This window comes from Methylocapsa sp. S129 (genome assembly GCF_009765995.1).
Lineage (GTDB): Bacteria > Pseudomonadota > Alphaproteobacteria > Rhizobiales > Beijerinckiaceae > Roseiarcus.
Genome location: NZ_LMUI01000042.1, coordinates 173803 through 197220, shown reverse-complemented (window position 1 = coordinate 197220; position 23418 = coordinate 173803). Strand labels below are relative to the sequence as shown.

Genomic DNA, 23418 nt, shown 5'->3' with positions numbered 1-23418 from the left:
AAGGCGAAAAGCCGACGCGGGCGTGGCGGCGCGACGACCGCATCCGCCCGCTGCGCTCCTATAACCTGCCGCCATCGGCCGTTTGAGAGTAGCGGAATCTCATGTTATACGTTTCGTATAACACAACTTCGGAGGCATCCGTGAATGAACCCGTCCGACCGACCGAACTCGAAGGCACAGTCCTGCAAATCCGTAAGATCGGCAATTCGGTCGGCATTATTCTGCCCAAGGACCTGCTCGCTCATCTCAATCTGAAAGAGGGCGACAAACTGCATGTCGTTGAACAGACCGAGCGCGGCATGAAGTTGACGCCCTACGACCCTAAGCACGTCAAGGCGATGGAGATCGCGCGTCGCGCTTTCCGAACCTACGCAAACACTTTCAAAGCGCTTGCGAAGTGAATGAACCAGATTGGCTGACCGTCGAGATCATTCTTGACGTTCACGCGGAGCAATTGGCCATTTTCGGCGGCCCGGATGGTGCGCGCGATATGGGGTTACTCGAATCCGCCGTGGCTCGTCCGCAGAATAAATTTGCTCATGGCGATAACGATCTCGCATCGCTTGCGGCGGCTTATGCTTTCGGCATCGCGCGCAATCATCCTTTCATCGATGGCGAGAAGCGGGCGGCATTCGCCGCCATGATCGTATTTCTCGGCTTGAATGGAATCGAATTTCTCGTTCCTGAAGCCGACGCGACCGCCATGATCCTATCTCTCGCGGCGGGCGAAGTCAGTGAAGAGGCGATCGCGCGCTGGATACGCGACAACTGGCCGCGTTAGACGCCGTTTTCTAAAGGAGCCCCCCATGCCTGCTCGTCGCCTCATCTCATCCGGTTCGCCCTTCGAGAGCGCTTTTGGCTATTCGCGCGCGGTTGTCGACGGCGATTATGTCTTTGTGTCGGGCACCACCGGCTATGATTATGCGACGATGACCATGCCGGAGGATGTCGCCGATCAGGCCCGCAATATCGCCAAAACTTTCGCGGCGGTTCTCGCCGAGGCGGGCGCCAGCCTCGCCGATGTCGTGCGCTTGCAAACCTTCGTCACCAGCCCCGAATATTGCGAGCCGGTGCTGCGCGTTCAGGGCGAAACATTTGGGCAAATCCGCCCTGCCGCCGGCATTTATGTGGTCAGCGCGCTGCTGCGGCCCGAAATGAAGGTCGAGATCGAGGCGACGGCGCGCCTCAGAAGGCCTTAGCCGCCGCTCCCAGCTTGATGTCCTGACGAATGCGACTAACGTATGGCTATGCCGGCTCGGCGGAGGCGGGCAATGGTCGCAGTCAAGACCATGGGGGAGGGGACAAGTTTGGCTTTGCCGCCACAGCGCGAAAGCGAAGATACTTTCGCCAAACTGCTCCGACGCCATGCGCGCGTGCGGGGGAGCCGCCCGGCCTTCCGCCACAAGGAGCTCGGGGTCTGGCGGACATGGACCTGGGCCGAGGTCTACGCGCAAACGCGCGCGCTGGCGCAGGGGCTCGCCGCGCTCGGCCTGTCGCATGGCGACAAGATCGCCATTGTCGGCGCCAACAAGCCGCGCCTCTATTGGGCGATGACGGCGGCGCAGATGCTTGGCGCGATCCCCTTGCCGGTCTATGCCGACGCTGTCGCCGATGAAATGGCTTATGTGCTCAGCCATGCCGAAGTCACGCTGATCGTGGCGCAGGATCAGGAGCAGGTCGATAAGATCCTCTCCATCGCCGACCGGTTGCCGCGCCTGACGCGCATTCTCTATGACGAGGAGCGCGGCCTGACGGACTATCGCGACGCCCGTTTGGCCTCGCTCGAAGACATTATCGGGACGGGCGACATGGCGCTGCGCGCGCCCGCGGCGGCGGCCGCGCTCGATGCGACGATCGATGCGGGCAACGGCGCTGATCCCTCAGTGATCCTCTATACCTCTGGCACCACCGGTCGCCCCAAGGGCGTGGTGCTGACCGGGGAACGATGCGTCGCCGCCGCGCGCGACACGGTGGCTTTCGACAAGCTGACAGAACGCGATGAAGTGCTGGCCTATCTGCCGCTCGCCTGGGTCGGCGACCACTATCTCAATTACGCCCAGGCCTTTGTCGCCGGTTTCTGCATGGCCTGTCCGGAGAGCGCCGAGACGGCGGCGGAAGATTTGCGCGAGATCGGGCCGACGTTTCACTTTGCGCCGCCGCGCGTGTTCGAAGCGCTGCTGACGCGGGTGATGATCCGCATGGAGGATGCCGGCGCGATCAAGCGCGCGATGTTTCATCACTTTCTCGCCGTCGCCAAGAAATGGGGCGAGAAGATCGGCAATGGGCAACCGGTTCCCCCGCTGGCGCGGATGCATTACGCCATCGGCGAGGCGCTGGTTTACGGGCCGCTCAAGAATGTGCTCGGCTTTTCGAAAATCCGCGTCGCCTATACCGCGGGCGAAGCGATCGGCGCCGATCTATTCGCCTTCTATCGGTCGCTCGGCTTGAATCTCAAGCAACTCTACGGCCAGACGGAAGCGTTTCTCTATGTGACGGCGCAGGCGAACGGCGCGGTGCGCTCGGACGCGGTCGGGCCGCCGGCGCCCCATGTCGAGTTGCGCATCGACGGGGATGGCGAGGTTCAATTCAAATCGCCGGGCATGTTTACGGGCTATTTTCAGGAGCCGGGCAGAACCGCCGAAACGTTGACGGCCGACGGCTTCGTCAGGACAGGCGACGCCGGCTATATCGAACCGGACGGCCAGCTCAAAATCGTCGACCGCGCTAGGGATGTCGGCAAGCTCGCCTCTGGCCAGATGTTCGCGCCTAAATATATCGAGAACAAGCTCAAATTTTTTCCCAACATCAAGGAAGCCGTGGCGATCGGCCAAGGCCGCGATCACGTCTTCGCCATGCTCAATATCGAACTGGCTTCGGTCGGCAATTGGGCCGAGCGTAACAACGTGTCCTACGGCTCCTATCAGGAATTGGCGGGCCACCCGCTCGTCTACGCCATGATTCAGGCGCATGTCGACGAGGTCAACCGGGCGCTGGCGCGCGAGCCGATCATGGCGGGCGCGCAGATCAAGCGCTTTCTCATCCTGCCCAAAGAACTCGACGCCGACGATGGCGAGCTGACGCGCACGCAAAAAGTACGACGCGGTTTTATCGCCGAACGTTACGCCTCGCTCGTCGCGGGGCTCTATGACGGCGCGACGACGGCTTCGATCTCCGCCGAAATCACTTATGAGGACGGGCGCAAAGGCCTGCTGAACGGCAGCGCGCGCATCGTCGAAATGACGCTTCATCCGGCGGAGCCCCAACGCGAGCGCGCCGCATGAGCCAAGCCGGCGCGGGCGAAATTCTGCTTGCCGTCGACCAGGTGTCGCTGTCTTTTGGCGGCGTCAGAGCGATCAGCGACGTCTCGTTCGACATCGCCAAGGGGGAAATCCGCGCGATCATCGGGCCGAACGGCGCCGGCAAGACGTCGATGCTCAATGTCATCAACGGTTTCTATCATCCCCAGAAGGGCCGCATCACCTTTCGCGGCAAAACGCGCGTCGCGATGAAGCCCTATGAAGCCGCGGCGCAAGGCATTGCGCGCACGTTTCAGAATGTCGCGCTGTTCAAGGGCATGACGACGCTCGACAACATTATGGCCGGCCGCACCCTGCGGATGAAGCGCGGCCTTTTCTGGCAGGCGCTCCGCCACGGCCCCGCTCTGGCCGAGGAGATCGAGCATCGTCGATTCTGCGAAGGGATCATCGATTTTCTCGAGATTGAAGCCATTCGTAAAACCCCGGTTGGCGCGCTGCCCTACGGATTGCAGAAGCGCGTCGAACTCGGTCGGGCGCTGGCGATGGAGCCCGACCTCCTACTGCTCGACGAGCCGATGGCGGGCATGAATCTGGAGGAAAAAGAAGACATGAGCCGCTTCATTCTCGACGTGAATCATCATTATGGCGCGACGATTGCGTTGATCGAACATGACATGGGCGTGGTGATGGATCTCGCCACCCGCGTTGTCGTGCTCGAATATGGGAGAAAGATCGCCGACGGGACGCCGGACGAAGTCAAGAGCGACCCCAAAGTGATCGACGCCTATCTTGGCGTGGCCCATTGAGGAGCGCGCCGGGATGAGCCTGCTTTACCAGCTTTTCGTCGACCCTTTCGTCCAGATGGCGGACGCACCCGATCTGCTGGTTCAGACGCTTTGGGAGGGCTTTGTCGGCGGCGTCCTTTATTCGCTGATCGCGCTTGGCTTCGTGCTGATCTTCAAGGCGTCGGGCGTGTTCAATTTCGCGCAAGGCATCATGATGGTGTTCGCCGCGCTCACTCTGGTCGGTCTGCATGAGAAGGGCGTTCCGGCCTGGCTCGCGCTGATCGCCACCATTGGCGTGATGTACGTCCTTGCGCTCGGCGTCGAGCGGATCGTGCTGCGCCCGCTCGTCAACCAGCCTGACATCATCCTGTTCATGGCGACGTTTGGACTGACCTATTTTCTGATCGGCCTTGGCGAGTTGCTGTTTGGCGGCAGCCCGAAGACGATGATCACCGAGCAGCTCTATCTGCCTTCCGGCGCCCTCGACTTCAAGATTCTCGGCGGGACCGTCTCCCTGCAGAAGATCGATATCGCCGCCGCAATCATCGCGCTCGTCATGGTGGCGGGGCTCGGCCTGTTCTTCCAGAAGACACGCATCGGCCGTGCGCTGCGCGCCGTCGCCGACGATCATCAGGCGGCTCTGTCGGTGGGGATTTCGCTCAACCAGATCTGGGTCATCGTCTGGTTCGCGGCGGGGATCGTCGCGCTTGCGACCGGCATCCTTTGGGGCGCGCGCTCCGACGTTTCCTTCGCGCTGCAGATTGTGGCGCTGAAGGCCTTGCCGGTATTGATCCTGGGCGGCCTGACCTCCATTCCCGGCGCAATCGTCGGCGGATTGATCATCGGCGTCGGCGAGAAGCTCGGCGAGTTCTACTGGGGGCCGATATTCGGCGGCGGCATCGAAAGCTGGCTCGCCTATGTCATCGCGCTGGCCTTCCTTCTGTTCAGGCCGCAGGGCCTGTTTGGCGAAGCCATTATCGAACGGATTTGAACCGCCGAAAGACGCAAAGGGGGAGCGTTTGTTCTATCGCGAGGCCGGGCAGTTCAAGACGAGCTACGCCGCCGATATGGCGATCTTTCCGATCCGGCAGGATCGGATCGGGCTTGGCCTGATCCTCGTCGTGGCTTTTGTCGTCATTCCGTTGGCGGGCAATCAATTCCTGCTCAATTCGATCCTGATCCCGTTCCTGATCTTCTCGCTCGCCGCCATCGGCCTCAACATTCTGACCGGCTATACCGGGCTGCTGTCGCTAGGTTCGGCCGCCTTCATGGGGGTCGGCGCCTATGCTTGCTACAAGCTGTCGACCTTCTTTCCGGAGGTGAACATCCTCGTCTGGATCCTCGCATCGGGCTTTGTCTCGAGCGCCGTCGGGGTATTTTTTGGCCTGCCCAGCTTACGCATCAAGGGCTTCTATCTCGCCGTCGCGACGCTGGCGGCGCAATTTTTCCTGCAATGGTGCTTCGCCCGCGTTCCCTGGCTCTACAATGATAACACTTCGGGGGCGATCGAAGTGTCGACGCATACGCTGTTCGGCCTGCCGGTGACCGGGCCGAACGCTGCGCCCGCGACCCGCTATCTCGTGGTGCTGACGATTGTCGCGGGGATGGCCTGGATCGCTTCGAACATCGTGCACGGGCGGATCGGGCGGATGTGGATGGCGGTGCGCGATATGGACATCGCCGCCCAATTGATGGGCATCCGGCTCTTGCGCGCCAAATTGCTCGCCTTCGCGGTTTCCTCGTTTTACGTCGGCGTGGCGGGCGCCTTGATGGTGTTCCTTTGGCTTGGCGCCGCCGAACCTGAGGCCTTCAACATCAATCTGTCTTTCCTGCTGCTGTTCATGGTCATCATTGGCGGTCTGGGCAGCATTGTCGGGGCGTTCCTGGGCGCCGCGCTGATCCATATTCTGCCGATCGCCTTGCGCGCCTTGCCGGCGCTGATCGGCCTCAATCTCGGATCTGCGACGATCGAACAATTGACCTTCATGGTCACTGGCGCCCTAATCATTTTCTTTCTGATTGTCGAGCCGCTCGGTTTGGCGCGGCTCTGGCGGATCGGCAAGCAAAAGCTGCGCGTTTGGCCGTTCCCGTACTAACGATGGCCAGACGCCAAAATAAGATCAAAATACTCAAAGGGAGGAACAAATGAAAACCACAAAGCGAACGCTGAAAATCCTGTCCGGCGCCGCGCTGGCGTTGGCTCTCGCCGCCCCCGCTTTTGCGCCGGCGGCGGCCGAGGATTCGATTTACGTGCCGTTGTTCACCTATCGGACCGGGCCGTTCGGCGGCTCGGGAACGCCGATCGCCGACGGCATGCACGATTACCTGACGATGCTCAACGAGCGTGACGGCGGGATCGGCGGCGTCAAACTCATCGTCGACGAATGCGAAACCGGCTATGACACCAAGCGCGGCGTCGAGTGCTACGATTCGGTCAAGTCGAAGAACCCCGTCATCGTCAATCCCTGGTCGACCGGCATCACGCTGTCGCTGATCCCCAAGGCGGCGGTCGACAAGATCCCGATCCTCAGCATGGCCTATGGGCTCTCCGCTTCGGCCAAGGGCGACGTCTTCCCCTGGATATTCAACCCGCCGGCGACCTATTGGGACGGCCTGTCCGAAATCCTCAAATATGTCGGCAATGGTTCGCTCGACAACCTCAAGGGCAAGACGCTTGGTTATCTCTATTTCGACGCCGGCTTTGGCAAGGAGCCCATCCCGCTATTCCAGGATTTGTCGAAGGATCTTGGCTTCACGCTGAAGCTTTATCCCGTCGCGCCCGCCGATATGCAGAACCAGTCGGCGCAATGGCTCGACGTGCGCCGCGACAAGCCCGACTTCGTCGTGATGTACGGCTGGGGCGCAATGAACGCCACCGCCGTCAAGGAAGCGGTGAAATCGGGCTTTCCCATGGATAAGTTCATCTCGATCTGGTGGCCGAGCGAAGCCGATCTGACATCCGCCGGCGACGGCGCCAAGGGCTTCAAGACCCTGAACTGGCACGCCACCGGCACAGACTTTCCGGCGCTGAAAGACATCCAGAAACGCGTGGTCGACGCCGGCAAGAGCCTCGCGCCCGCAAGCGAGGTCGGGCAGGTCCTCTATAATCACGGCGTCTATAATTCGATGCTGATCGCCGAGGGCATCGTCAATGCGCAAAAGCTGACCGGCAAGAAGGTGGTGAGCGGCGAAGACGTGCGGCGCGGGCTGGAGACGATCGATCTCGACGCGGCGCGGTTCAAGGCGCTGGGCCTCGAGGGCTTCGCGGCGCCCTTCAAGCTGACCTGCGCCGATCATAACAGCCATAGCGCGACATTCATCCAGCAATGGGACGGCGCGAAATGGGACAAGATCACTGACCCGATCCCCGCTGCAATGGACAAAGTCCAGCCGCTTCTGGACGCCGCCGCCAAATCCTATGTCGAAAAGAACGCCGGCTGGCCCGCCCGCACCGAAGGCTGCGACAACAAGTCGTAAGGCGAAAAACCCCTCTCCTGTTCGCGGGAGAGGGGTGGGATCAGGGCTTGAGAAATGTCAGCCGAATCGCAGCCTCCGCCGCCGCCCGTCCTCGTCGTAAGCAATATCGAGGTCATCTACAGCCGCGTCATTCTGGTCCTGAAGGGCGTTTCGCTGGCCGTGCCCAAAGGCGGCATCGTTGCGCTGCTCGGCGCCAATGGCGCGGGCAAGACGACGACCCTTAAGGCGATCTCCAATCTCTTGCATGCCGAACGCGGCGAGGTGACGAAAGGCGCGATCTCTTTCAAGGGCGAGCGGATCGACGGCCTTTCGCCCAACGAACTGGTGCGCCGCGGCTGCATTCAGGTGATGGAGGGTCGCCATTGTTTCGGCCATCTGACGATCGAGGAGAACCTGCTGACCGGCGCTTTCACGCGGCGCGATGGCGGCAAGGCGGTCGCCCGCGACATTGAGGCGATTTACGCCTATTTTCCGCGTCTCAAACAACGTCGCCAATCCCTGGCCGGCTATACCTCAGGCGGTGAGCAGCAGATGTGCGCGATCGGCCGGGCAATGATGTCGAAGCCGGAAATGATCCTGCTCGACGAGCCGTCGATGGGGCTCGCGCCGCAGGTCGTCGAAGAGATTTTCGAGATCGTCAGGGATCTGAACGTCAAAGAGCAGGTCTCCTTCCTGCTCGCCGAACAGAACACCAATATCGCGCTGCGCTACGCAACCTCCGGTTATATCCTCGAAAACGGCCGCATCGTGCTCGACGGCGAAGCAAGCGCCTTGCGCGCCAACGAGGACGTGAAGGAATTCTACCTCGGGATTGCCGGCGCGGATCGTCGTTCATTCCGCGACGTGAAACATTACAAGCGGCGCAAGCGGTGGTTGGCTTGACGAGCCGCCATTGGGGGATCGAATGAACCATCGCGACGCGCCCGAGCGCAACAAGTCAGACGCCGCCCATGCGGATGCGTTCGCCAGATTGCGCGCACTTCTGTCAGGAGCCGCACAACGCGCGCCCGCGCTCGCCCGGCAGCTTGAGGGCGTCGAGATCGCTTCGCTGAAATCGCTTGTCGATCTCGCCCGCGTGCCGGTGCGGCGCAAATCCGAACTGATGGAGTTGCAGGAAGCCATTCCGCCGTTCGGGGGGCTCGCGGCCACAGAGCCCGCCCATCTGAAACGCCTGCTGGTCTCGCCTGGGCCGATCTTCGAGCCGGAAGGCCATGGCGCGGATTGGTGGGGCGTCGCGCCGGCGCTTCGCGCGGCGGGGTTCCGCGCGGGCGACATCGTCCTCAATTGTTTCTCGTATCACCTGACGCCTGGCGGCCATATCATGGAGAGCGGCGCTCATGCTTTGGGCTGCGCGGTCATTCCGGCGGGAACCGGCAATACCGAACAGCAAATCGAGGCGATCCGTCACCTCCGGCCGAGCGCCTATTGCGGCACGCCTGATTTCCTGAAGATTCTCATCGACAAGGCGCATGAGACGGGCAGCGACATTTCGTCGATCCGCCACGCGATGGTTTCGGGCGCTGCTTTGCCGGCGAGCCTTCGCGCCGAGCTTCAATCCCATGGCATCAAGGTTCGGCAGGCCTATGCGACGGCCGACCTTGGCATGATCGCCTATGAGGCGGAGGGCGAGGACGGGCTGTTGCAGGAGGGCCTGGTCGTTAACGAGGGAATCATCCTCGAAATCGTGACCCCGGGCACAGGCGATCCGGTCGCTCCGGGGAAAGTCGGCGAAATCGTCGTCACCCGCCTAAATGCCGACTATCCCTTGTTGCGCTTTGCGACGGGCGACCTTTCGGCGTTTGTGCCGGACAGCGCCAATGGCCGCATCAAAGGCTGGCTTGGGCGCGCCGATCAGACCGCCAAGGTGAAAGGCATGTTTGTCCATCCCTCGCAGATCGCAGAAGTGGGCAAACGACATCCCGAGCTTGGGATCCTGCGCCTCGTCATTCGCCGCACCGGCGAACAGGACGTGATGATCCTGCGGGCCGAGACGGCTTCCCAAAGGGCAGAGCTCAGCGAGGCTGTCGCGGTCACGCTGCAGGCCGCGACAAAGCTGCGCGGCGCCGTAGAGCTCGTCGCTCCAGGGTCGTTGCCGAACGATGGCCGTGTGATCGCCGACGAAAGGCCTGTGGGGTAGGAACTCAGGCGTCGTCGCGTATTCCTGGCGCCAATGACCGCATTCAATGCGGCCATTCCCGATTTTATCGGCGAAGGAAGATTTCCGGAAAAACGGCCGCCGTCGGCTCCGTCCAGCGCAGTTGCGCGTCGCGTTCGGCGACCGTCATCCCGATGTCTTCGAGCTGGCGCAGAGGGAGCGCAGCGAACCGTCGATGCTCGTTCGGGCGGTTGGCCGTCTTCGCCATGTTGTTTAGAATTTGTTTACACATCGCCGCGACGCGGCCAAGGCCAGCCCCCCCAAAATCGCCGAGGGAATCGTGAGAATGTGCAGTTGAATTGTTCATTTTTGTTGCTCTTGCGACGTTTTTTGACTGTATGTGCCACTGATATAGGCTTATTCTGCACAGCAGCAAGTCATGCTTTATGCGTCAAATGACGAGAAAAACTATACGATGAAAGCCCCGACCCGTTTACCCTCGCTTAATGCCTTGCGCGCTTTCGAGGCGGTGGCGCGTCATTTGTCCTTCGCGCGGGCGGCCGATGAACTGTTCGTAACCAAAGCCGCGGTCGCCCAGCAGGTGCGTCAACTCGAAGAGGAGATCGGCGCGCCGCTCGTCGAACGGCTAGGGCGCGGGCTGCGCCTCACCGAATCGGGGCAAGCGGGCGTGCGCGATCTCGCCGACGGCTTCGCCATCCTCGGCCGCGCCGCGCGCGCGATGCGCGAGGCCAATGGCCGGCGCTTTCTCGTCATCAATTCCAGCGCGTCTTTCGCGGCGACCTGGCTGGTCGGGCGTATCGGCAAGTTCAAGGCGCAACATCCCGACATCGATGTGCTGGTCGACGCCAATCCGACCGAAGACGCCTTGGAGCGCGCCAATGTCGACGCCTCGATTCGCTGCGGGATCGGCGAATTTCCTGGTCTTTCGACCACGCTGCTGTTCAAGGAAGATGTTTTCCCCGTCTGCGCGCCGGCCTTGGCGCATGGCGAACATCCCATCGTCCAGCCGCAGGACCTCAAACATCACACGCTGCTGCATCTCGACTGGCACCCCAGTTTCTCGACATGGCCGAGCTGGTCCGATTGGCTGAAAGCCGCCGGCGCCTCGGAGGTCGAGGCGACGCGCGGCGTCTGGTTCAATCAGATGTCGATGGCGATCCATGCGGCGGCGCAGGGGCAGGGGATCGCGCTCGCCTCGCTCGCCGTCGCGGCGGACGAACTGGCGGCCGGACGCCTGATCGCGCCCTTCACGACGAGCGTGCATACGCCCTTCGGCTATTATTTCGCGTGCCGGCCGGCGCAAGCCGGATCGCAGCGGATCGCGGCCTTGCGAGACTTTCTTATCGCGGAGGCCGCGCTGTCGGCCGCCTAACCTGTCAACCTTTGTGGATGAACATCTCTGCGAACAATATCTTGGATCGCTGCAAGCCTTCTTCGGTGAACATCACCGATTTGGTCTTGTTCGCGGGGTCGTCAATAAAGCCTTTCTGATAGAGCCTGTTCATGGCGTCCCAATCAAAGCCCTTCCATGCGCGAGATCCGTCGTGCAGCGTGAGGTGCAATAGGGCGAGGATCGCGTCGTCGATCCGGTCGGTGTCGAGTTTCATCTGAGACTCCGGACTTGTTGCATCGATGGCGCTGTCCAGATTGCCGGAATCGAAACTCGCTTTCAATCGTGGGGATAGGCCATGCCTTCGCCTATGAGCGACTGCAATTCCCGCGTTGTCGTCACCGGCAAGCCGCAGGTCTGGCCCTTGCAGACATAAGCGCTGGCGGCGCCGTTCACGGTCGTTTTGCCATGCCCCGGCGAGTCCGCCGGCCAATCGGCGCCGTCGCGCGTGCGCAAGACGCATGTCGCGGGATCGGGCGACGAAAGGGCAAGCTTCGCAAGCGCCATTGCGGCGGGGTCGTCGGCCTCTGCCGCCACCACGATCACAATCCCCCGCTCCAGAAAATCGGCCGCGGCGAGCAAGAGCGGGCTTTGCGGCAGCATCTCGACCGCTCCCGTGAACGCGCGGATGAGGTTCTCGGCGGCGAGGCGCCATCGCTCTTCGCCCGTCAGATGAAACAGGCGTACAAGAACCTCCGCCATCAGGCCGATGCCCGAAGGCGTCGCGCCGTCGTGCGGATGGCGCGGCCGCGCGCCGGGCACGTCGGAAGCGTCGTGCGCGGTGATGAAGAAACTACCGTCGACATCGCCGAATAAATCCTGGGCCGCGCGCGTCAACAGGATCGCGTCGTCGAGATAGGTTGGTTCTCCAGTCGCCTCGAATAGCGCAAGGGCGGCGCGGGCGATGCTCGCGTGATCGTCGAGCATCCCGGCGGCGCCGATCCGGCCATCGCGCCAAGCATGAACGAGGCGACCCCTCTCGTCGCGCAAGGTCCTGTTGATAAACGCATAGGCCGCGCGGGCTGCGCTAAGAAATTCAGGCGCGTCGAAAGCAGCCGCCGCGCGCGCCAGCGCGGCGATCATCAGGCCATTCCAGTCGGCGAGAACCTTGTCGTCGCGCCCCGGTTTGGGACGGGATTCGCGCAGCGCGAACAGCCGCGCGCGGGCCGCCGCCAGCGCGGCCTCCTCCGCGTCATTTCCATGGGCGATACGTCGCCGCAGCACATTACGGCCTTCCCAATTGCCCTCCGGCCGCACGTCATAGGCCGCCTTGAACGCGGCGCTCCCGGCTCCGAGCGTGGCGTCGATCTCATCAGCCGTCCAGACGAAGAAGAGCCCTTCCTCACCATCCTGATCGGCGTCCTGCGAAGCGGCGAAGGCGGCGCCTTCGACCCGCATTTCGCGAATCAGCCAGTCGAACGTCTCGCGCGCTCGCTCGGCGTAGAGCGGGGTAGGGGTCTCGGCATGGGCCAGCGCCAGCAATTCGAGAATTTGCGCGTTGTCGTAGAGCATTTTCTCGAAATGCGGCACATGCCATTCGGCGTCGGTTGAATAACGCGCGAAGCCGCCGCCAAGATGATCATAAATGCCGCCTTCGCATAAGGCGTTCAGCAGGCGCCGCACGGCCTCGCGCGCTTGCGGATCCCTACGGCGGAAATGCTCGCTCCAGAAGAAGCGGAAGATTGGCGCATTGGGGAATTTTGGCGCGCCGCCGACGCCGCCATTGACGGGATCAAGCTGACGCATCAAAAGATGCGCAACGCGGGTGAGATCGTCGGGCGTCAGGTCGCCGCCGCGCTTGGTCTGCGCGATGGCGGCGAGGTGGTCGAACAGCGTCGCCCCTTGGGCGATCAGCGCCTCGCGTTTTTCGCGCCACGCTTTGTCGACGGCGTGCAGAATCTGCGCGAATGACGGACGCCCCCAGCGCGGCGCCGGCGGCCAATAGGTGCCGCCGAACATTGGCGCGCCATCGGGGGAGAGAAACATCGTCAGCGGCCAGCCGCCCTGTTCGCCGAGCGTATGAAGCGCCGACATATAGATGTGATCAATATCCGGCCGCTCCTCGCGATCGACCTTCACATTGACGAACAGCCGGTTCATCAGAGCGGCGGTTTCTTCGTTCTCGAAAGATTCGTGCGCCATCACATGGCACCAGTGACAGGCGGCGTAACCGATCGAAATGAGGATCGGCCGATCGAGCGCGCGCGCTTCGGCAAGCGCCGCCGGCCCCCAGGCGCGCCAATGCACGGGATTGCCGGCGTGCTGGAGAAGATAGGGCGAGGTCGCCTCGCCAAGGAGGTTTGCAGCAGGAAGCATCCGCATTCTTAGCAAAGGCGAGGCGGCGGGGCTATCGGAAGGGTTTGCTTGCCCTCGAGGGAACATCGTCCCATTGGCCGACGGCTATGTCTGCCCTATGGTCGAGCTTCTCTCCAAGGAGCGCAAAGACCATCATGCCGTCCGCACAATTTCCCGTTTTCGATCTCGGAAAATTCGAGAAGGCGGGCGCCGAACAGCGCCGAGCGCTTGCGCAAGAAGTCGATGAGATTTGCCGCGCGACGGGCTTTCTCGCCATCGTCAACCATGGCGTCGCGCAAAGCGTAATCGACGGCGTCTGGTCGAAGGCGCATGCGTTCTTCGATTTGCCCCCGGAGGAAAAGCAGCAGGCGAGGGCGCCTTATAAGGGCTATCCCTATGGCTATCTCGGGCCGGAACTTGAGGCCTTGGCCAAATCGCGCAATGTCGACACGCCGCCCGATCTCAAGGAAAGCTTCAATGGCGGCCCCTTGTCGGCGCCCAAAGGCATGACCGACGCGGAAGCCCTAGCGTTCTGTTACGCCTCGACGATCTGGCCGGACAGACCGGAAGGCTTTGTCGCGGCATGGACCGCCTATTACGCCGCGCTTGAAAATCTGGCGGCGCGGATCATGAAACTTTTCGCGCAAGCGCTGAAATTACCGGAAGATTATTTCGCACAATTCATCGACGCGCCTGTCAGCGCCCTGCGCGCGCTCAATTATCCCGAACAGATGATTGCGCCCAAGCCCGGCCAATTGCGCGCTGGCGCGCATACCGATTACGGCAGCCTGACAATCCTGCTGCCGCAGGAGGGCTCCAAAGGCCTGGAAATCGCCTCGCCGGAGGGAGCTTGGATCGAGGTTCCGCCAATTCCCAACGCTTTCGTCATCAACATCGGCGATCTCATGCAGCGCTGGACCAACGATCGCTGGATATCGACGCTGCATCGGGTGGTGAACCCGCCGCCTGGCGATGGCGGCCTTTCGCGCCGCCAATCCCTTGCGTTTTTCCACCAGCCCAACTGGTTCGCCAGCATCGCTTGCCTCGACGCCTGCCTCGCGCCAGGCGAGCAACCGAAATACGAGCCGGTGCTGTCCGGCCCGTATCTGATGAGTAAATTCAAGGCGACGGTCAAAAACTGAAGCGCGGTCGCGACGGAGGCGATACGTCGTCGTCGGCGCGCTCACGAAATTCGCGCGCGCAGGTGCGCCCGCAAATAGGGGATTTATGAGAGCGCTTTTGTTGCCGGTTTGACAGAATGGAAGCTTGTGCCGCCAATACGCGAACAACCGCAGGGGAGGGGCGCATGCGGCTTCATGCTGTAATAAGGGGCGCAGTAGGCTTCGCGGCGTTAATGGCGCTTTGCGGGTGCGCCGACACAGCAGACGTATTTCCGAAGAACGAAGCCGCTCATCGTCTTGGGCCTGTAAAGATTTCGTTCGACAGAACCGGCATTGGACGAGGCCCGGTCACAATCACAATGTCGGATGGAGAAGTGTTAACCGGCGAATATCGTGTGGCTTTCGGCACGTCGGTCGGAATGGCTTTCTCTGGAGCGCAATCGGCCTCCGCGTTGGTCATCACCGATGGCCCTGTTCAGTTTGTGGCGACAGGGCCAAAAACGCAGATGCTGTGCCGAGGCACGAGTACGACAATGGGCCACGGCAACGGGGAATGCCAAACCTACGACGGAGCTGTCTGGGTGATCAGTTGGTAAATGACTCGGGAGTGCGGGCTACGGGAGACGCACAAAAATCAAGAATTTCGCTCGCTTCGTTCGGTCTCTAGAAATCAGCGACTTACGCTACGCAGAAATCTGGGGCGAATGTCCGCTTTCCCTCCCCAGTCGCCCTACGCGTCGGGCGCCGAGCGTTTGATTTCGGCCGCTAGGGCCGGGGCAACTCTTTCAAATTCTCTATCGCGTCGGCGTTGCCCTGATCGGCGGCCTTCTGGAACCAGGCTCGTGCTTGGGCGTAGTCCTTCGCGACGCCTTGGCCATTCAAGTAGAGCACGCCGAGATTGTACTGCGCGTCGGCGTCGCCCTGGTCGGCGGCCTTCAGGAACCATGCTCGCGCTTGAGCGTAGTCCGTCGCGACGCCAAAGCCATTCCCGTAGACCGCGCCGAGGTTGTACTGCGCGCCGGCGTCGCCCTGGTCGGCAGCCTTCTGGAACCAGGCTCGCGCTTGAGCGTAGTCCTTCGCGACGCCCTGGCCATCCATGTAAAGTTGGCCGAGATTGTTCTGCGCGCCGGCGTCGCCCTGGTCGGCGGCCTTCTGGAACCAGGCTCGCGCTTGGGCGTAGTCCTTCGCGACGCCACGGCCATTCGCGTAGACCGCGCCGAGATTGTACTGCGCTGTTGCGTCGCCCTGATCGGCGGCCTTCTGGAACCAGGCTCGCGCTTGAGCGTAGTCCTTCGCGACGCCAAAGCCATTCAAGTAGGCCACGCCGAGATTGTACTGCGCGTCGGGGTCGCCCTGGTCGGCGGCCTTCTGCAGCCAGCCCCGCGCTTGGACGTAGTCCTTCGCGACGCCTTGGCCATTCAAGTAAAGTGCGCCGAGGTTGTACTGCGCGTCGGCGTCGCCCTGATCGGCGGCTTTCTGGAGCCAGGCTCGTGCTTGGGCGTAATCCTTCGCGACTCCCCAGCCGTTCTTGTATAGCACGCCGAGGTTGTTCATCGCGCTCGCCGAGCCCGCCGACGCCGCTTGTTCGTATTCGAGCTTAGCCTCCTCGAACTTCTTCCCGCTTTGCAGAGCGCGTGCGAGTTGGAACCGCACGCGCCGATCGTCTGGCGAAGTTTCCAACGCACGGCGGCAGGCGGGAATGGCGGCGTCGGGATTGATTTTTCCGCCCTTGAGAACACTGGGGAAACCCTTCGTCAAATCCGGATCGAACGGAGCCGCCGCCAACCGATCGCACGCCGTCGGCTCCGGTGTCTTCAGCGCCGCGACTGTCGGCGGCGCGATCGGCGCCGTCGCGTCCTGCGCAAGCGTCGCCTTGAAGCCTTCGCTCTTCAACGCGTCCGCCAACGGCGCCGCGTCCTTGGCTGGGTTCGGCAAGGTCCCGACGGCGCCATAAGCGGAATTGCCGACGACGAGGGCGACGTGAGGTTCGGCGAACGCCGATGTCGTCAGGCAAAGCGAAAGCCAAAGGAAGCCGATCCAATCGCGCATTGTCGTCTCTCTATAGGCCGTTTTGACAGATCAATAGGTATGCCGTCTTACGGTCTGCTCTCTCAGGAGCAAATGTCCGCTTTCCCTCCCCCGTGGCTCTACGCGTCGGGCGCCAAGCGTTTGATTTCGGCCATTAGACCCGCGCCTTGGAAGATCGTGCAAGAAATTCTTGCCGCGCGCGATCCGCGTCATGCGTCGCTTTGGCCGGAGCGTCTATCGCCAGGAACGGCGCCTCGCCGCCGCGATAGGAAGGCCAATCAGGCAGCCCGGCGCCGTTGGGATCGCCGGTCTTGACGAAGTTCGCCCAATAATTCGAAGCCATGTCGGCGATGCCTCGATCGTCCGCCGTTATCAGCCATGGGAAGGCGTCGAGGTTGTCAAAGACATAGAGAAGTTCGCCCGCATGAAAAGCGCCGGCGTCGGCGCTGGGCCTGGCTCCGAACCATCCCTCAGGGGTTAGCGGCGCCCGGTCGAATCGGAAACGATAGATGTCGGATCGTCCCGTCTTCTTCTGCGCTTCGATCCAGGCCCAGGTTCCGTGATTGATCATGAGATCGCCGCCCAATTCCCGCGCCGATCGCTTTTCGACATCGGGCGCGCCAGCGGGATAGAACGCCAGCGCCGCATCGGTGCGATCGCCGAAGATCGCGCGAACCAGTTCGACATAGGATTTGTCGGCTTTATCGCCCTGGAGCAGGGTGAAATTGAATCCCTCGTCCTTGTTCCAGCCCGCCAGAAGCGGAACGTCATTTTGATCGCCCGCGGCGAATATTTCCGCCGGAGCGCGCGGCAGAAAATGGCCGTCGATGATCGGCCAGAAACCAATTCCAGGCGCAGCGGCGAGAATGTCCTGCGCGGACATCGCCCGCAGCGCGGCCAGCGACGTCGCCCCGTTCTTGCGCGCAAACGCCAGGCCCGCCTGCTCGGCCTCGGCGAGCGTGGCGTGCGAACGGGTCGGCGAGGGGAACATCGCGCCGCTTTCTCCGATGGCGCGCGCGAACAGGCCGCGCGCGAGCGGAGACGCCATCAAGGCGCTGACGGCCATCGAACCCGCCGACTCGCCGGCGATCGTGACCTGGCCTGGATCGCCGCCGAACGCCCTGATGTTGCGGGACACCCATTTGAGCGCCGTGACAAGATCCAGCAGGCCGTAATTGCCGGACGCGTTATGGGGGGATTCGGCGGTCAGCTCGGGATGGGCGAGGAAGCCGAGCGCGTTGAGCCGGTGATTGAGCGTGACGACGACGATTCCCTTCGCCGCCAGGTTGGCGCCGTCATAGCGCGGCTCGGCGCCCGAACCGACGGCGAAGCCGCCGCCATGAATCCAGACCATGACCGGCAGCAGATCCGGCTTTCCGACAGCGGTCGTCCAGACGTTGAGGTAGAGGCAATCCTCCGAAATTCCGGCCGCGCGCGGGTCGATGTCGTCAAAGACAATTCCCTGCATCGAATTCGGGCCGAAGACGTCGCTTGGTCGCACGCCGGACCATGGCGCGACCTTTTGCGGCGGGCGCCAGCGCAAGGCGCCGACCGGCGGCGCGGCATAGGGAATCCCCTTAAAACTCCTCACCCCGGACGCCGCGGCGCCCGAAAGAGCGAGCAGGCCGTCTTCTAGGGATATCGATGCCGCCGTCATCTATCGCCTCCCATTGATCCGCGTCCCAGCGAGAGCGCGCCGTGTCGTTATTATCAGCCTCGCGCACAATCCATGAAAAATTTAGGCGATTATAACCTTGACAAAAGTAGGACTAGGGGTAGTATGCTATGGGACAGGCCGGCGTAGTTTCTAAGAAATCGAAATTAACTCTCACTCCTGAGATGATTGCTCAGGGGGAGAGGGTTTTGGAGCGCGCGTGTGAGGCTGCGGAGATTCCTCCGTCGTTTTCCGTTTTAGGCGCTGCGGCTGATGTTTATACCGCCATGTATTCTGCAAGGCCTCGTCGAACATCTTCAAACTCGCGGGGCTGATTTTAGGGCGTCCTAAGTGGTTTAGATGTAGGCGGACGAGAATCTTCTTAAGGTCTGCCGACATATTATCTAGGATTGCTGGGGATATAGGAAAGTGTTCGATGCGGTCTCTTGTTAGGGCCTTCGCTGCATTTGTGACGGCGGCGTCGCCTTCTGGAACGTTGATTGCTCCGTAGTGAAGGATATCGTTTCTAGCTTTCCTAATTTTGCTTAGTTGGTCGAAGAGCCATGTTATTTCCTCCTGTGCTTTCTCTGGGATTTCTGTCACTTCAAAGAGACGTTTGATGCTGCTGATCGCCGCATCTAAATTGGTTCCCGAAAATGCCGCTCTGGCGATTGGATATGGGGTCTTCGCGTAGTGCCACAATGTGAAAGCAACTGCCATTTCCACTTGTGAGAATCTGTCAACGAAGCGGCCCAGCGCCGAGTGGTATTCTCCAAGGCGTTTCTTTCCTTCTTCGGTTTCTGCGGCTGTGGGTTTATACCAAGATTTCATTGTCATAAGCGCCCCCAGGTTCCTTGATGAAAGAGAAGATGGCGAACTCTCCCAGCGTCCCCGACATCGCGACCCAGATCATGGCCGCGATGGTCCGCATGCCGCCCAAGCCGCATGAAGAGATGAAGCTAGGGAAGGGTAAGCAGAAAAAGGCGAAGAGTCCCGCGCCGCGTAAGGGCGCCTAGGACCAAGGCCGATCGAAACGGCGGTCAGCCCATGTCGCGATCAGGCCGATTCCGATCACAATGCCGTAGAGAATGAGGCCGGCGACGGCTCCAATGACAGGGTCGCCGTCTCTAAAAAGGCCAAAGACAGCCCCGACCGCTACGAAGATGGCGCCGAGTTGCGCGGTGGATTTAATGTCCTCGCCAGTGAACAGCCGGCGCATCAGCTTTTGTTTCTGGTCGTAAGAACCGCGAAGGTGGCGATTTTCAAGCGGCGGTCGAAAGCCATCGACGCCAGGCGCGCTCTCATATCCAAACTGAGACCGCGGAATTGCACTTCATCGACCGCGACGAATTCCCGGCCGCAACCACCCATAACGGCGATCGCTACTGTGCCGGCATCCGATCGACCATCGTCTAGTTGTTTGCTGGCCGAGGATAGGCACGTGAACAGCGCCAGTTCCGAGGAATCCTTTTCCGCCTGTGTGGCTGGCGGTGGTTCGGCTGCACAGCCCGCTACGATGAGTGCCAGAATTGCTGCGACATATCGCACCATAGCATCCGCTCCCCGCCCGAGTGATCGGGGAGTTGAGAAAGCCGCAGCGTGTGAGGCTCGCACAGACCTTTAGGCTTTCGCCTTGGACATACGCCTGTGCCTCCCCGACCAAGGTCGAGGAGTGCTGATTGCGGCCAGCACTGTGGGCCGCACGCTGCGGGGTTCTCACGCCCCAGAGGGCCTATAGGCCGCTCCACTGGGGACAATAGGACAGAAAGACCTGTCGAGCCAATAGCAGGAGATCGCTATGACGGAATGTGCGTGTGTTATCTGTGCGGGTCGATTGCCGTCCTATTTCAGGGCGCGCCACCCCCACCTTCAGGCAATGGCGCTTGCTGCAATTCGCGAGATATCTGGAGACCAAGGTCTTCAAGCAATTCTCGCGTCAGAAAGTAGTGGGTCCGACCCTGCGCCGTTACGATCGTTAGCTGAGCAGCGTATGGGCGCTCCGGATCAATCAGTGGCGTTGCATGAACGATTTGATCCGGTGGGTCATCTCTTTGTGTGACCATGAATCTGCCCCTTCAGCGGTTCTCTTTGTCGGCCCTCAAGATCGCGATGATCCTCTGTCTAAGCGTGCGCTCCTTCGTCAGGCCGTCGGTAAGTCAATCGCTTGCCTGTGATGCCAGCGGCGATCTTTGAAACGCGCTCCCAATCCTCGACGCCAAGGGCCGAGCGGTTGTTGTAGCGAAAATCGAACTCTGACAAATAACGGTGAAGATGCTGCTCCCCGCAATGCTGATACACACCCTTCATGCCGCGCTTGAAAATCGAGTAATAACCCTCGATCGTGTTGGTGTTGATCTTGGTCCCGCTCCTGCGGTCGGTGTAGCCCCATTCGTCGCGGCCATGATCGACGGCGTCGTGCTTGGCGAACTTGTTGCGGAGCTTGCGATACTGGATCGCCTCATCGGTCATGACATGCGTTTCCTTCGCGATGTTTTTCTCGATGATGGGCATGATGTCGGCTTTCTTCGTGCTGTCGACATGGAATGAGCGGACGGAGCCACCGCGTTGGACCAGAGACAGGACGGCGTTCTTGTGACCGAACCCGGCCTTGGCCTTGGGCGTGCCTTCCTTGCGCCCAATGAACGTCTCGTCGATCTCGACAATTTCGCCTTCGCCACCCATCGGCGCGAGGCCGCCGGTGCGCATTGCCTCGCGAATGCGATGCATCATGAACCAAGTCGATTTGTAACTTATCCCCAGCATTCGGTGGAGTTGGTGGCTCGAAATCCCCTTCTTGGATGAGCCGATCAGATGCATCGCCAGCCACCATTTGGTCAGCGGCAGCTTGGAGCGCTCGAAGACGGTTCCAACCGTCGCGGTGAACTGGCCCTTGCATTCATTGCAGTAGCGAAGGCCGGGGCGGGCGCTCTTGGTGGTCAGCTTGGCAATCTTGGCTTGGTCGACGTTCCCGCAATGGGGACAGACCGGGCCATTCGGCCAGACGACGGCCTCTAACGCCTCGCGGGCGGCGGTCTCATCAGTGAAGCGGGGGTCTTGCAGTTCGGCGGACATGGGGTGAAGCTCCTGTTGAGAAGCACACTACCCCTAGTCCTACTTTTGTCAAGGTTATAATCGCCAAAATTTAAGGCGAGGCTAATGCTTTCAGCATCATCGCCTTGAAGCCGGCGCAATCCAGCGTCCAGCAAACGTCGGTCGTCACGCCTGCGTCCAGCGCTCGCTTCCACGCGACCCTGTTGCTCGCGTCATGCGTCACGTTGAGGCGGTCGACGATCGTCATGCCGCGCGTCAATTCGCTCGCGCATTCGACCTCGACAAGATGGCGGCTCCAGCTTGTCCCCATATTGCGGTCGAGCGCGACCGCCATCGCGGTGGGATCGGCGAGCGAAAGCCCGCTTTGGCCGGTTTGGGTGAAATAGGCCTCCTGCGCGCGGCCGTTGCATTCGATGGCGAAGCGCGCCTTGTCCGTGCCCAAAGCCAGGACTTCTGCGATCTCGGCTTCCGTCAGCACGGAATCGCCGCGCGACACCTGCCATCCCACCATTTCGACGGGCAGGCCGGAGCGAAAAACCATGCGCGCCGCTTCCGGATCGACCCAGATGTTATATTCGGCGGCGGGCGTCACATTGCCCTCGCAGCAAGGCGCACCGCCCATCACGATGCAGCGCGACACTTTGCCGGTTATCGAGGGGTCGCGCGCGACGGCCAGCGCGATATTGGTGAGCGGCCCCAGCGTCACCAGCGTCAGACCTGGCTGGGCGTGGATGAGCCGGGTGATCGCATCCACGGCATGCTCGCCCTCCGGCGCGCGGCGTGGCGCCGGATAGTTGCGATCGCTCAGACCGTCCTTGCCATGGAACCAATGCGCGTCCTCGTGCGTGCGCGTCAGGGGCGCCGAAGCGCCCTTGAAGACGGGGACGTCGGAGCCGCAAACCTCAGCGGTATAGAGCGCGTTGCGCGTCGCCTGCTCCAGCCCGACATTGCCAGCGACGGTCGTCAACGCGCAGACGCGCACATCGGGCGCCGAAAGCGCCATCATGATCGCCACCGCGTCGTCGGAGGCGGTGTCGGTGTCGATGAGAAATGTGCGCATGGACAAGCCCAGATGAAAGCAGAGGGTGTCTGTTAGCGCTCAAGCGAACGCGTGTAAACGATTGTGTTGGCTGGGTTAAAACCGCTTCCTTGATTTTCCTGCGCTGAACGCCCTTGCATGGCGGACCGCTTGGACTAGGTTCGTGGCGCTGCCGCATGTGCGCTTGACGCCAGCAGATCTCCAACCTTTCCGCATCTTTTCGAGTGTTTATGACGATCCTGACCGTCAATCATGTCACCACCTACAGCTATTCCAGACCTGTGGGCCTGGGCGAGCATCGGATGATGCTGCGCCCGCGCGACAATTACGATCAGCGGCTGCTCAGCGCGACGCTGGACATTGATCCGCAGCCCCAGCGCCTGACATGGATCCACGATGTCTTCGACAATTGCGTGGCTCTGGCGAGTTTCGCCGGGCAGACGCGCCGCCTGCGCATCGAGAGCAACATCACGCTCGATCATACGCCGCTGAGCGGCCCGGAATTCCTGCTTGAGGATCGCGCCCGTTTCTACCCGTTTTCCTATGACGTGGAAGAAATGCCCGATCTCTCGCGCGCGATCGAGCGCGGCCATCCCGATCCCTCCGGCGAACTCGACCGCTGGGTTCGCCGTTTCGTTCAACAGGGTAGGCCGACCGAGACAGGCGAACTTTTGATGACGATGACTTACGCCATCAAGGAGGGGTTTTCCTACGAACGGCGCACGGAACGCGGCATCCAGAGCCCGCTGCAGACGCTCGCCCGGCGGCGCGGCTCCTGTCGCGATTTCGCGGCGCTGATGATGGAGGCGGCGCGGACGCTCGGCTTCGCCGCGCGCTTCGTCTCCGGCTATCTCTACGTGCCCGATCGCGATTCCGGCGAGCAATACCTCGGCGGCGGCTCGACCCATGCGTGGTGCCAGGTCTATCTGCCGGGCGCGGGATGGGTGGAGTTCGATCCCACCAATGGCATCGTCGGCAATCGCGACCTCATCAGAGTGGCGGTGACGCGCGACGTTCGCCAGGCCATTCCCTTGTCCGGGTCATATTTCGGCAGCGCCGCGGACGAAGAGGGAATGGTCGTCTCGGTCAATGTTCGCCGTTTGCCCGACAGGGAACTTTTGCCGACCGAGGCTCGTTGACGCCCCAAGGATCGCCCGTTGCGCCAGTGCGGCGGGCATATTTATTGCTTAGCGCGTTGCGGGGCC

General features: G+C 61.6%; 24 protein-coding genes. 14 read left to right on the top strand and 10 right to left on the bottom strand.

Annotated features, from left to right (window positions below; genetic code table 11):
- Positions 1 to 140: 140 nt before the first annotated feature.
- The 10 genes from GSQ90_RS21530 (at position 141) to GSQ90_RS21485 (ending at position 9656) form a co-directional block, all read left to right on the top strand.
- A complete protein-coding gene (locus GSQ90_RS21530; protein ID WP_246731708.1) occupies positions 141 to 401 on the top strand; it encodes an AbrB/MazE/SpoVT family DNA-binding domain-containing protein in 261 nt (86 codons plus the stop codon).
- Complete coding sequence (locus GSQ90_RS21525) at positions 398 to 781, top strand: type II toxin-antitoxin system death-on-curing family toxin (protein WP_158816941.1); 384 nt, start codon at positions 398 to 400, stop codon at positions 779 to 781. The genes GSQ90_RS21530 and GSQ90_RS21525 overlap by 4 nt, the downstream gene beginning before the upstream one ends.
- Before the next feature lie 25 nt (positions 782 to 806).
- The gene (locus GSQ90_RS21520; protein ID WP_158816940.1) at positions 807 to 1199 is read left to right on the top strand and encodes a RidA family protein; all 393 of its coding nucleotides are present in this window, start codon (positions 807 to 809) and stop codon (positions 1197 to 1199) included.
- A 72-nt stretch (positions 1200 to 1271) separates the two neighbouring features.
- Positions 1272 to 3281, top strand: coding sequence for a long-chain fatty acid--CoA ligase (locus GSQ90_RS21515; protein ID WP_246731707.1), 2010 nt, complete (start codon positions 1272 to 1274; stop codon positions 3279 to 3281).
- Positions 3278 to 4063: an ABC transporter ATP-binding protein gene (locus GSQ90_RS21510; protein ID WP_158816939.1), complete on the top strand. Its 786-nt coding sequence runs from the start codon at positions 3278 to 3280 to the stop codon at positions 4061 to 4063. Before GSQ90_RS21515 ends, GSQ90_RS21510 begins: the two co-directional genes overlap by 4 nt.
- 13 nt (positions 4064 to 4076) lie before the next feature.
- A complete protein-coding gene (locus GSQ90_RS21505; RefSeq protein WP_174247518.1) occupies positions 4077 to 5033 on the top strand; it encodes a branched-chain amino acid ABC transporter permease in 957 nt (318 codons plus the stop codon).
- 28 nt (positions 5034 to 5061) lie between these two features.
- The gene (locus GSQ90_RS21500; RefSeq protein ID WP_158816938.1) at positions 5062 to 6138 is read left to right on the top strand and encodes a branched-chain amino acid ABC transporter permease; all 1077 of its coding nucleotides are present in this window, start codon (positions 5062 to 5064) and stop codon (positions 6136 to 6138) included.
- Positions 6139 to 6187: 49 nt separating this feature from the next.
- Positions 6188 to 7519 (top strand): ABC transporter substrate-binding protein, encoded by a 1332-nt coding sequence (locus tag GSQ90_RS21495; protein ID WP_158816937.1) that lies wholly within the window; start codon positions 6188 to 6190, stop codon positions 7517 to 7519.
- Positions 7520 to 7573: 54 nt separating this feature from the next.
- Positions 7574 to 8401: an ABC transporter ATP-binding protein gene (locus GSQ90_RS21490; RefSeq protein WP_158816936.1), complete on the top strand. Its 828-nt coding sequence runs from the start codon at positions 7574 to 7576 to the stop codon at positions 8399 to 8401.
- A gap of 22 nt (positions 8402 to 8423) precedes the next feature.
- Positions 8424 to 9656 (top strand): phenylacetate--CoA ligase family protein, encoded by a 1233-nt coding sequence (locus GSQ90_RS21485; protein WP_158816935.1) that lies wholly within the window; start codon positions 8424 to 8426, stop codon positions 9654 to 9656.
- Between the two features lie 64 nt (positions 9657 to 9720).
- Here the strand turns inward: GSQ90_RS21485 and GSQ90_RS21480 are convergent, their stop codons facing one another.
- Complete coding sequence (locus tag GSQ90_RS21480; protein WP_158816934.1) at positions 9721 to 10050, bottom strand: hypothetical protein; 330 nt, start codon at positions 10048 to 10050, stop codon at positions 9721 to 9723.
- Positions 10051 to 10089: 39 nt separating this feature from the next.
- On the opposite strand from GSQ90_RS21480, the gene gcvA reads away from it, so the two are divergent.
- The gene (gene gcvA / locus GSQ90_RS21475; protein WP_158816933.1) at positions 10090 to 11007 is read left to right on the top strand and encodes a transcriptional regulator GcvA; all 918 of its coding nucleotides are present in this window, start codon (positions 10090 to 10092) and stop codon (positions 11005 to 11007) included.
- A 4-nt stretch (positions 11008 to 11011) separates the two neighbouring features.
- On the opposite strand, the gene GSQ90_RS21470 is transcribed toward gcvA, so the two are convergent.
- Both GSQ90_RS21470 and GSQ90_RS21465 read right to left on the bottom strand, forming a co-directional pair.
- Entirely contained in the window at positions 11012 to 11242 is a 231-nt protein-coding gene (locus GSQ90_RS21470) for a DUF6429 family protein (protein ID WP_158816932.1), read from the bottom strand.
- 62 nt (positions 11243 to 11304) lie between these two features.
- A complete protein-coding gene (locus GSQ90_RS21465) occupies positions 11305 to 13341 on the bottom strand; it encodes a thioredoxin domain-containing protein (RefSeq protein ID WP_246731706.1) in 2037 nt (678 codons plus the stop codon).
- Between the two features lie 134 nt (positions 13342 to 13475).
- Between GSQ90_RS21465 and GSQ90_RS21460 the strand changes: the two genes are divergently transcribed.
- On the top strand, positions 13476 to 14462 hold the full coding sequence (locus GSQ90_RS21460; protein ID WP_158816930.1) for an isopenicillin N synthase family oxygenase: 987 nt from the start codon (positions 13476 to 13478) through the stop codon (positions 14460 to 14462).
- 744 nt (positions 14463 to 15206) lie between these two features.
- Here GSQ90_RS21460 and GSQ90_RS32505 read toward each other — a convergent pair.
- The 3 genes from GSQ90_RS32505 to GSQ90_RS21445 form a co-directional block, all read right to left on the bottom strand.
- The gene (locus GSQ90_RS32505) at positions 15207 to 16490 is read right to left on the bottom strand and encodes a tetratricopeptide repeat protein (RefSeq protein ID WP_246731705.1); all 1284 of its coding nucleotides are present in this window, start codon (positions 16488 to 16490) and stop codon (positions 15207 to 15209) included.
- Positions 16491 to 16623: 133 nt separating this feature from the next.
- Complete coding sequence (locus tag GSQ90_RS21450) at positions 16624 to 18126, bottom strand: carboxylesterase/lipase family protein (protein WP_158816929.1); 1503 nt, start codon at positions 18124 to 18126, stop codon at positions 16624 to 16626.
- 171 nt (positions 18127 to 18297) lie between these two features.
- Positions 18298 to 18960: a hypothetical protein gene (locus tag GSQ90_RS21445; protein ID WP_158816928.1), complete on the bottom strand. Its 663-nt coding sequence runs from the start codon at positions 18958 to 18960 to the stop codon at positions 18298 to 18300.
- Between the two features lie 32 nt (positions 18961 to 18992).
- Here GSQ90_RS21445 and GSQ90_RS21440 point away from each other — a divergent pair, with 32 nt between their 5' ends.
- The gene (locus tag GSQ90_RS21440; RefSeq protein ID WP_158816927.1) at positions 18993 to 19139 is read left to right on the top strand and encodes a hypothetical protein; all 147 of its coding nucleotides are present in this window, start codon (positions 18993 to 18995) and stop codon (positions 19137 to 19139) included.
- On the opposite strand, the gene GSQ90_RS21435 is transcribed toward GSQ90_RS21440, so the two are convergent.
- The 4 genes from GSQ90_RS21435 to GSQ90_RS21420 form a co-directional block, all read right to left on the bottom strand.
- Positions 19136 to 19342 carry a hypothetical protein gene (locus GSQ90_RS21435; RefSeq protein ID WP_158816926.1) on the bottom strand — a complete coding sequence of 69 codons (207 nt, stop codon included), beginning with the start codon at positions 19340 to 19342 and terminating at the stop codon, positions 19136 to 19138. The two genes, GSQ90_RS21440 and GSQ90_RS21435, sit on opposite strands and share 4 nt — an antisense overlap.
- Positions 19342 to 19674 carry a hypothetical protein gene (locus GSQ90_RS21430; protein WP_158816925.1) on the bottom strand — a complete coding sequence of 111 codons (333 nt, stop codon included), beginning with the start codon at positions 19672 to 19674 and terminating at the stop codon, positions 19342 to 19344. The genes GSQ90_RS21435 and GSQ90_RS21430 overlap by 1 nt, the downstream gene beginning before the upstream one ends.
- Before the next feature lie 570 nt (positions 19675 to 20244).
- Complete coding sequence (locus GSQ90_RS21425) at positions 20245 to 21195, bottom strand: IS1595 family transposase (RefSeq protein ID WP_158816924.1); 951 nt, start codon at positions 21193 to 21195, stop codon at positions 20245 to 20247.
- A gap of 70 nt (positions 21196 to 21265) precedes the next feature.
- Positions 21266 to 22234 (bottom strand): nucleoside hydrolase, encoded by a 969-nt coding sequence (locus GSQ90_RS21420; protein WP_158816923.1) that lies wholly within the window; start codon positions 22232 to 22234, stop codon positions 21266 to 21268.
- A 209-nt stretch (positions 22235 to 22443) separates the two neighbouring features.
- Here GSQ90_RS21420 and GSQ90_RS21415 point away from each other — a divergent pair, with 209 nt between their 5' ends.
- On the top strand, positions 22444 to 23352 hold the full coding sequence (locus GSQ90_RS21415; RefSeq protein WP_158816922.1) for a transglutaminase family protein: 909 nt from the start codon (positions 22444 to 22446) through the stop codon (positions 23350 to 23352).
- The last annotated feature ends 66 nt before the right edge of the window (positions 23353 to 23418 follow it).

Bases quoted from the DNA above. Each gene is read 5' to 3' on its own strand.
- GSQ90_RS21465 (WP_246731706.1), bottom strand. From the start codon at position 13,341: ATGCTTCCTGCTGCAAACCTCCTTGGCGAGGCGACCTCGCCCTATCTT.
- GSQ90_RS21420 (WP_158816923.1), bottom strand. From the start codon at position 22,234: ATGCGCACATTTCTCATCGACACCGACACCGCCTCCGACGACGCGGTG.
- GSQ90_RS21520 (WP_158816940.1), top strand. From the start codon at position 807: ATGCCTGCTCGTCGCCTCATCTCATCCGGTTCGCCCTTCGAGAGCGCT.
- GSQ90_RS21445 (WP_158816928.1), bottom strand. From the start codon at position 18,960: ATGACAATGAAATCTTGGTATAAACCCACAGCCGCAGAAACCGAAGAA.
- GSQ90_RS21460 (WP_158816930.1), top strand. From the start codon at position 13,476: ATGCCGTCCGCACAATTTCCCGTTTTCGATCTCGGAAAATTCGAGAAG.
- GSQ90_RS21425 (WP_158816924.1), bottom strand. From the start codon at position 21,195: ATGTCCGCCGAACTGCAAGACCCCCGCTTCACTGATGAGACCGCCGCC.
- GSQ90_RS21440 (WP_158816927.1), top strand. From the start codon at position 18,993: ATGGCGAACTCTCCCAGCGTCCCCGACATCGCGACCCAGATCATGGCC.
- GSQ90_RS32505 (WP_246731705.1), bottom strand. From the start codon at position 16,490: ATGCGCGATTGGATCGGCTTCCTTTGGCTTTCGCTTTGCCTGACGACA.
- GSQ90_RS21495 (WP_158816937.1), top strand. From the start codon at position 6,188: ATGAAAACCACAAAGCGAACGCTGAAAATCCTGTCCGGCGCCGCGCTG.
- GSQ90_RS21435 (WP_158816926.1), bottom strand. From the start codon at position 19,342: ATGCGCCGGCTGTTCACTGGCGAGGACATTAAATCCACCGCGCAACTC.
- gcvA (WP_158816933.1), top strand. From the start codon at position 10,090: ATGAAAGCCCCGACCCGTTTACCCTCGCTTAATGCCTTGCGCGCTTTC.
- GSQ90_RS21470 (WP_158816932.1), bottom strand. From the start codon at position 11,242: ATGAAACTCGACACCGACCGGATCGACGACGCGATCCTCGCCCTATTG.
- GSQ90_RS21485 (WP_158816935.1), top strand. From the start codon at position 8,424: ATGAACCATCGCGACGCGCCCGAGCGCAACAAGTCAGACGCCGCCCAT.
- GSQ90_RS21450 (WP_158816929.1), bottom strand. From the start codon at position 18,126: ATGACGGCGGCATCGATATCCCTAGAAGACGGCCTGCTCGCTCTTTCG.
- GSQ90_RS21490 (WP_158816936.1), top strand. From the start codon at position 7,574: ATGTCAGCCGAATCGCAGCCTCCGCCGCCGCCCGTCCTCGTCGTAAGC.
- GSQ90_RS21515 (WP_246731707.1), top strand. From the start codon at position 1,272: ATGGTCGCAGTCAAGACCATGGGGGAGGGGACAAGTTTGGCTTTGCCG.
- GSQ90_RS21430 (WP_158816925.1), bottom strand. From the start codon at position 19,674: ATGGTGCGATATGTCGCAGCAATTCTGGCACTCATCGTAGCGGGCTGT.
- GSQ90_RS21510 (WP_158816939.1), top strand. From the start codon at position 3,278: ATGAGCCAAGCCGGCGCGGGCGAAATTCTGCTTGCCGTCGACCAGGTG.
- GSQ90_RS21415 (WP_158816922.1), top strand. From the start codon at position 22,444: ATGACGATCCTGACCGTCAATCATGTCACCACCTACAGCTATTCCAGA.
- GSQ90_RS21505 (WP_174247518.1), top strand. From the start codon at position 4,077: ATGAGCCTGCTTTACCAGCTTTTCGTCGACCCTTTCGTCCAGATGGCG.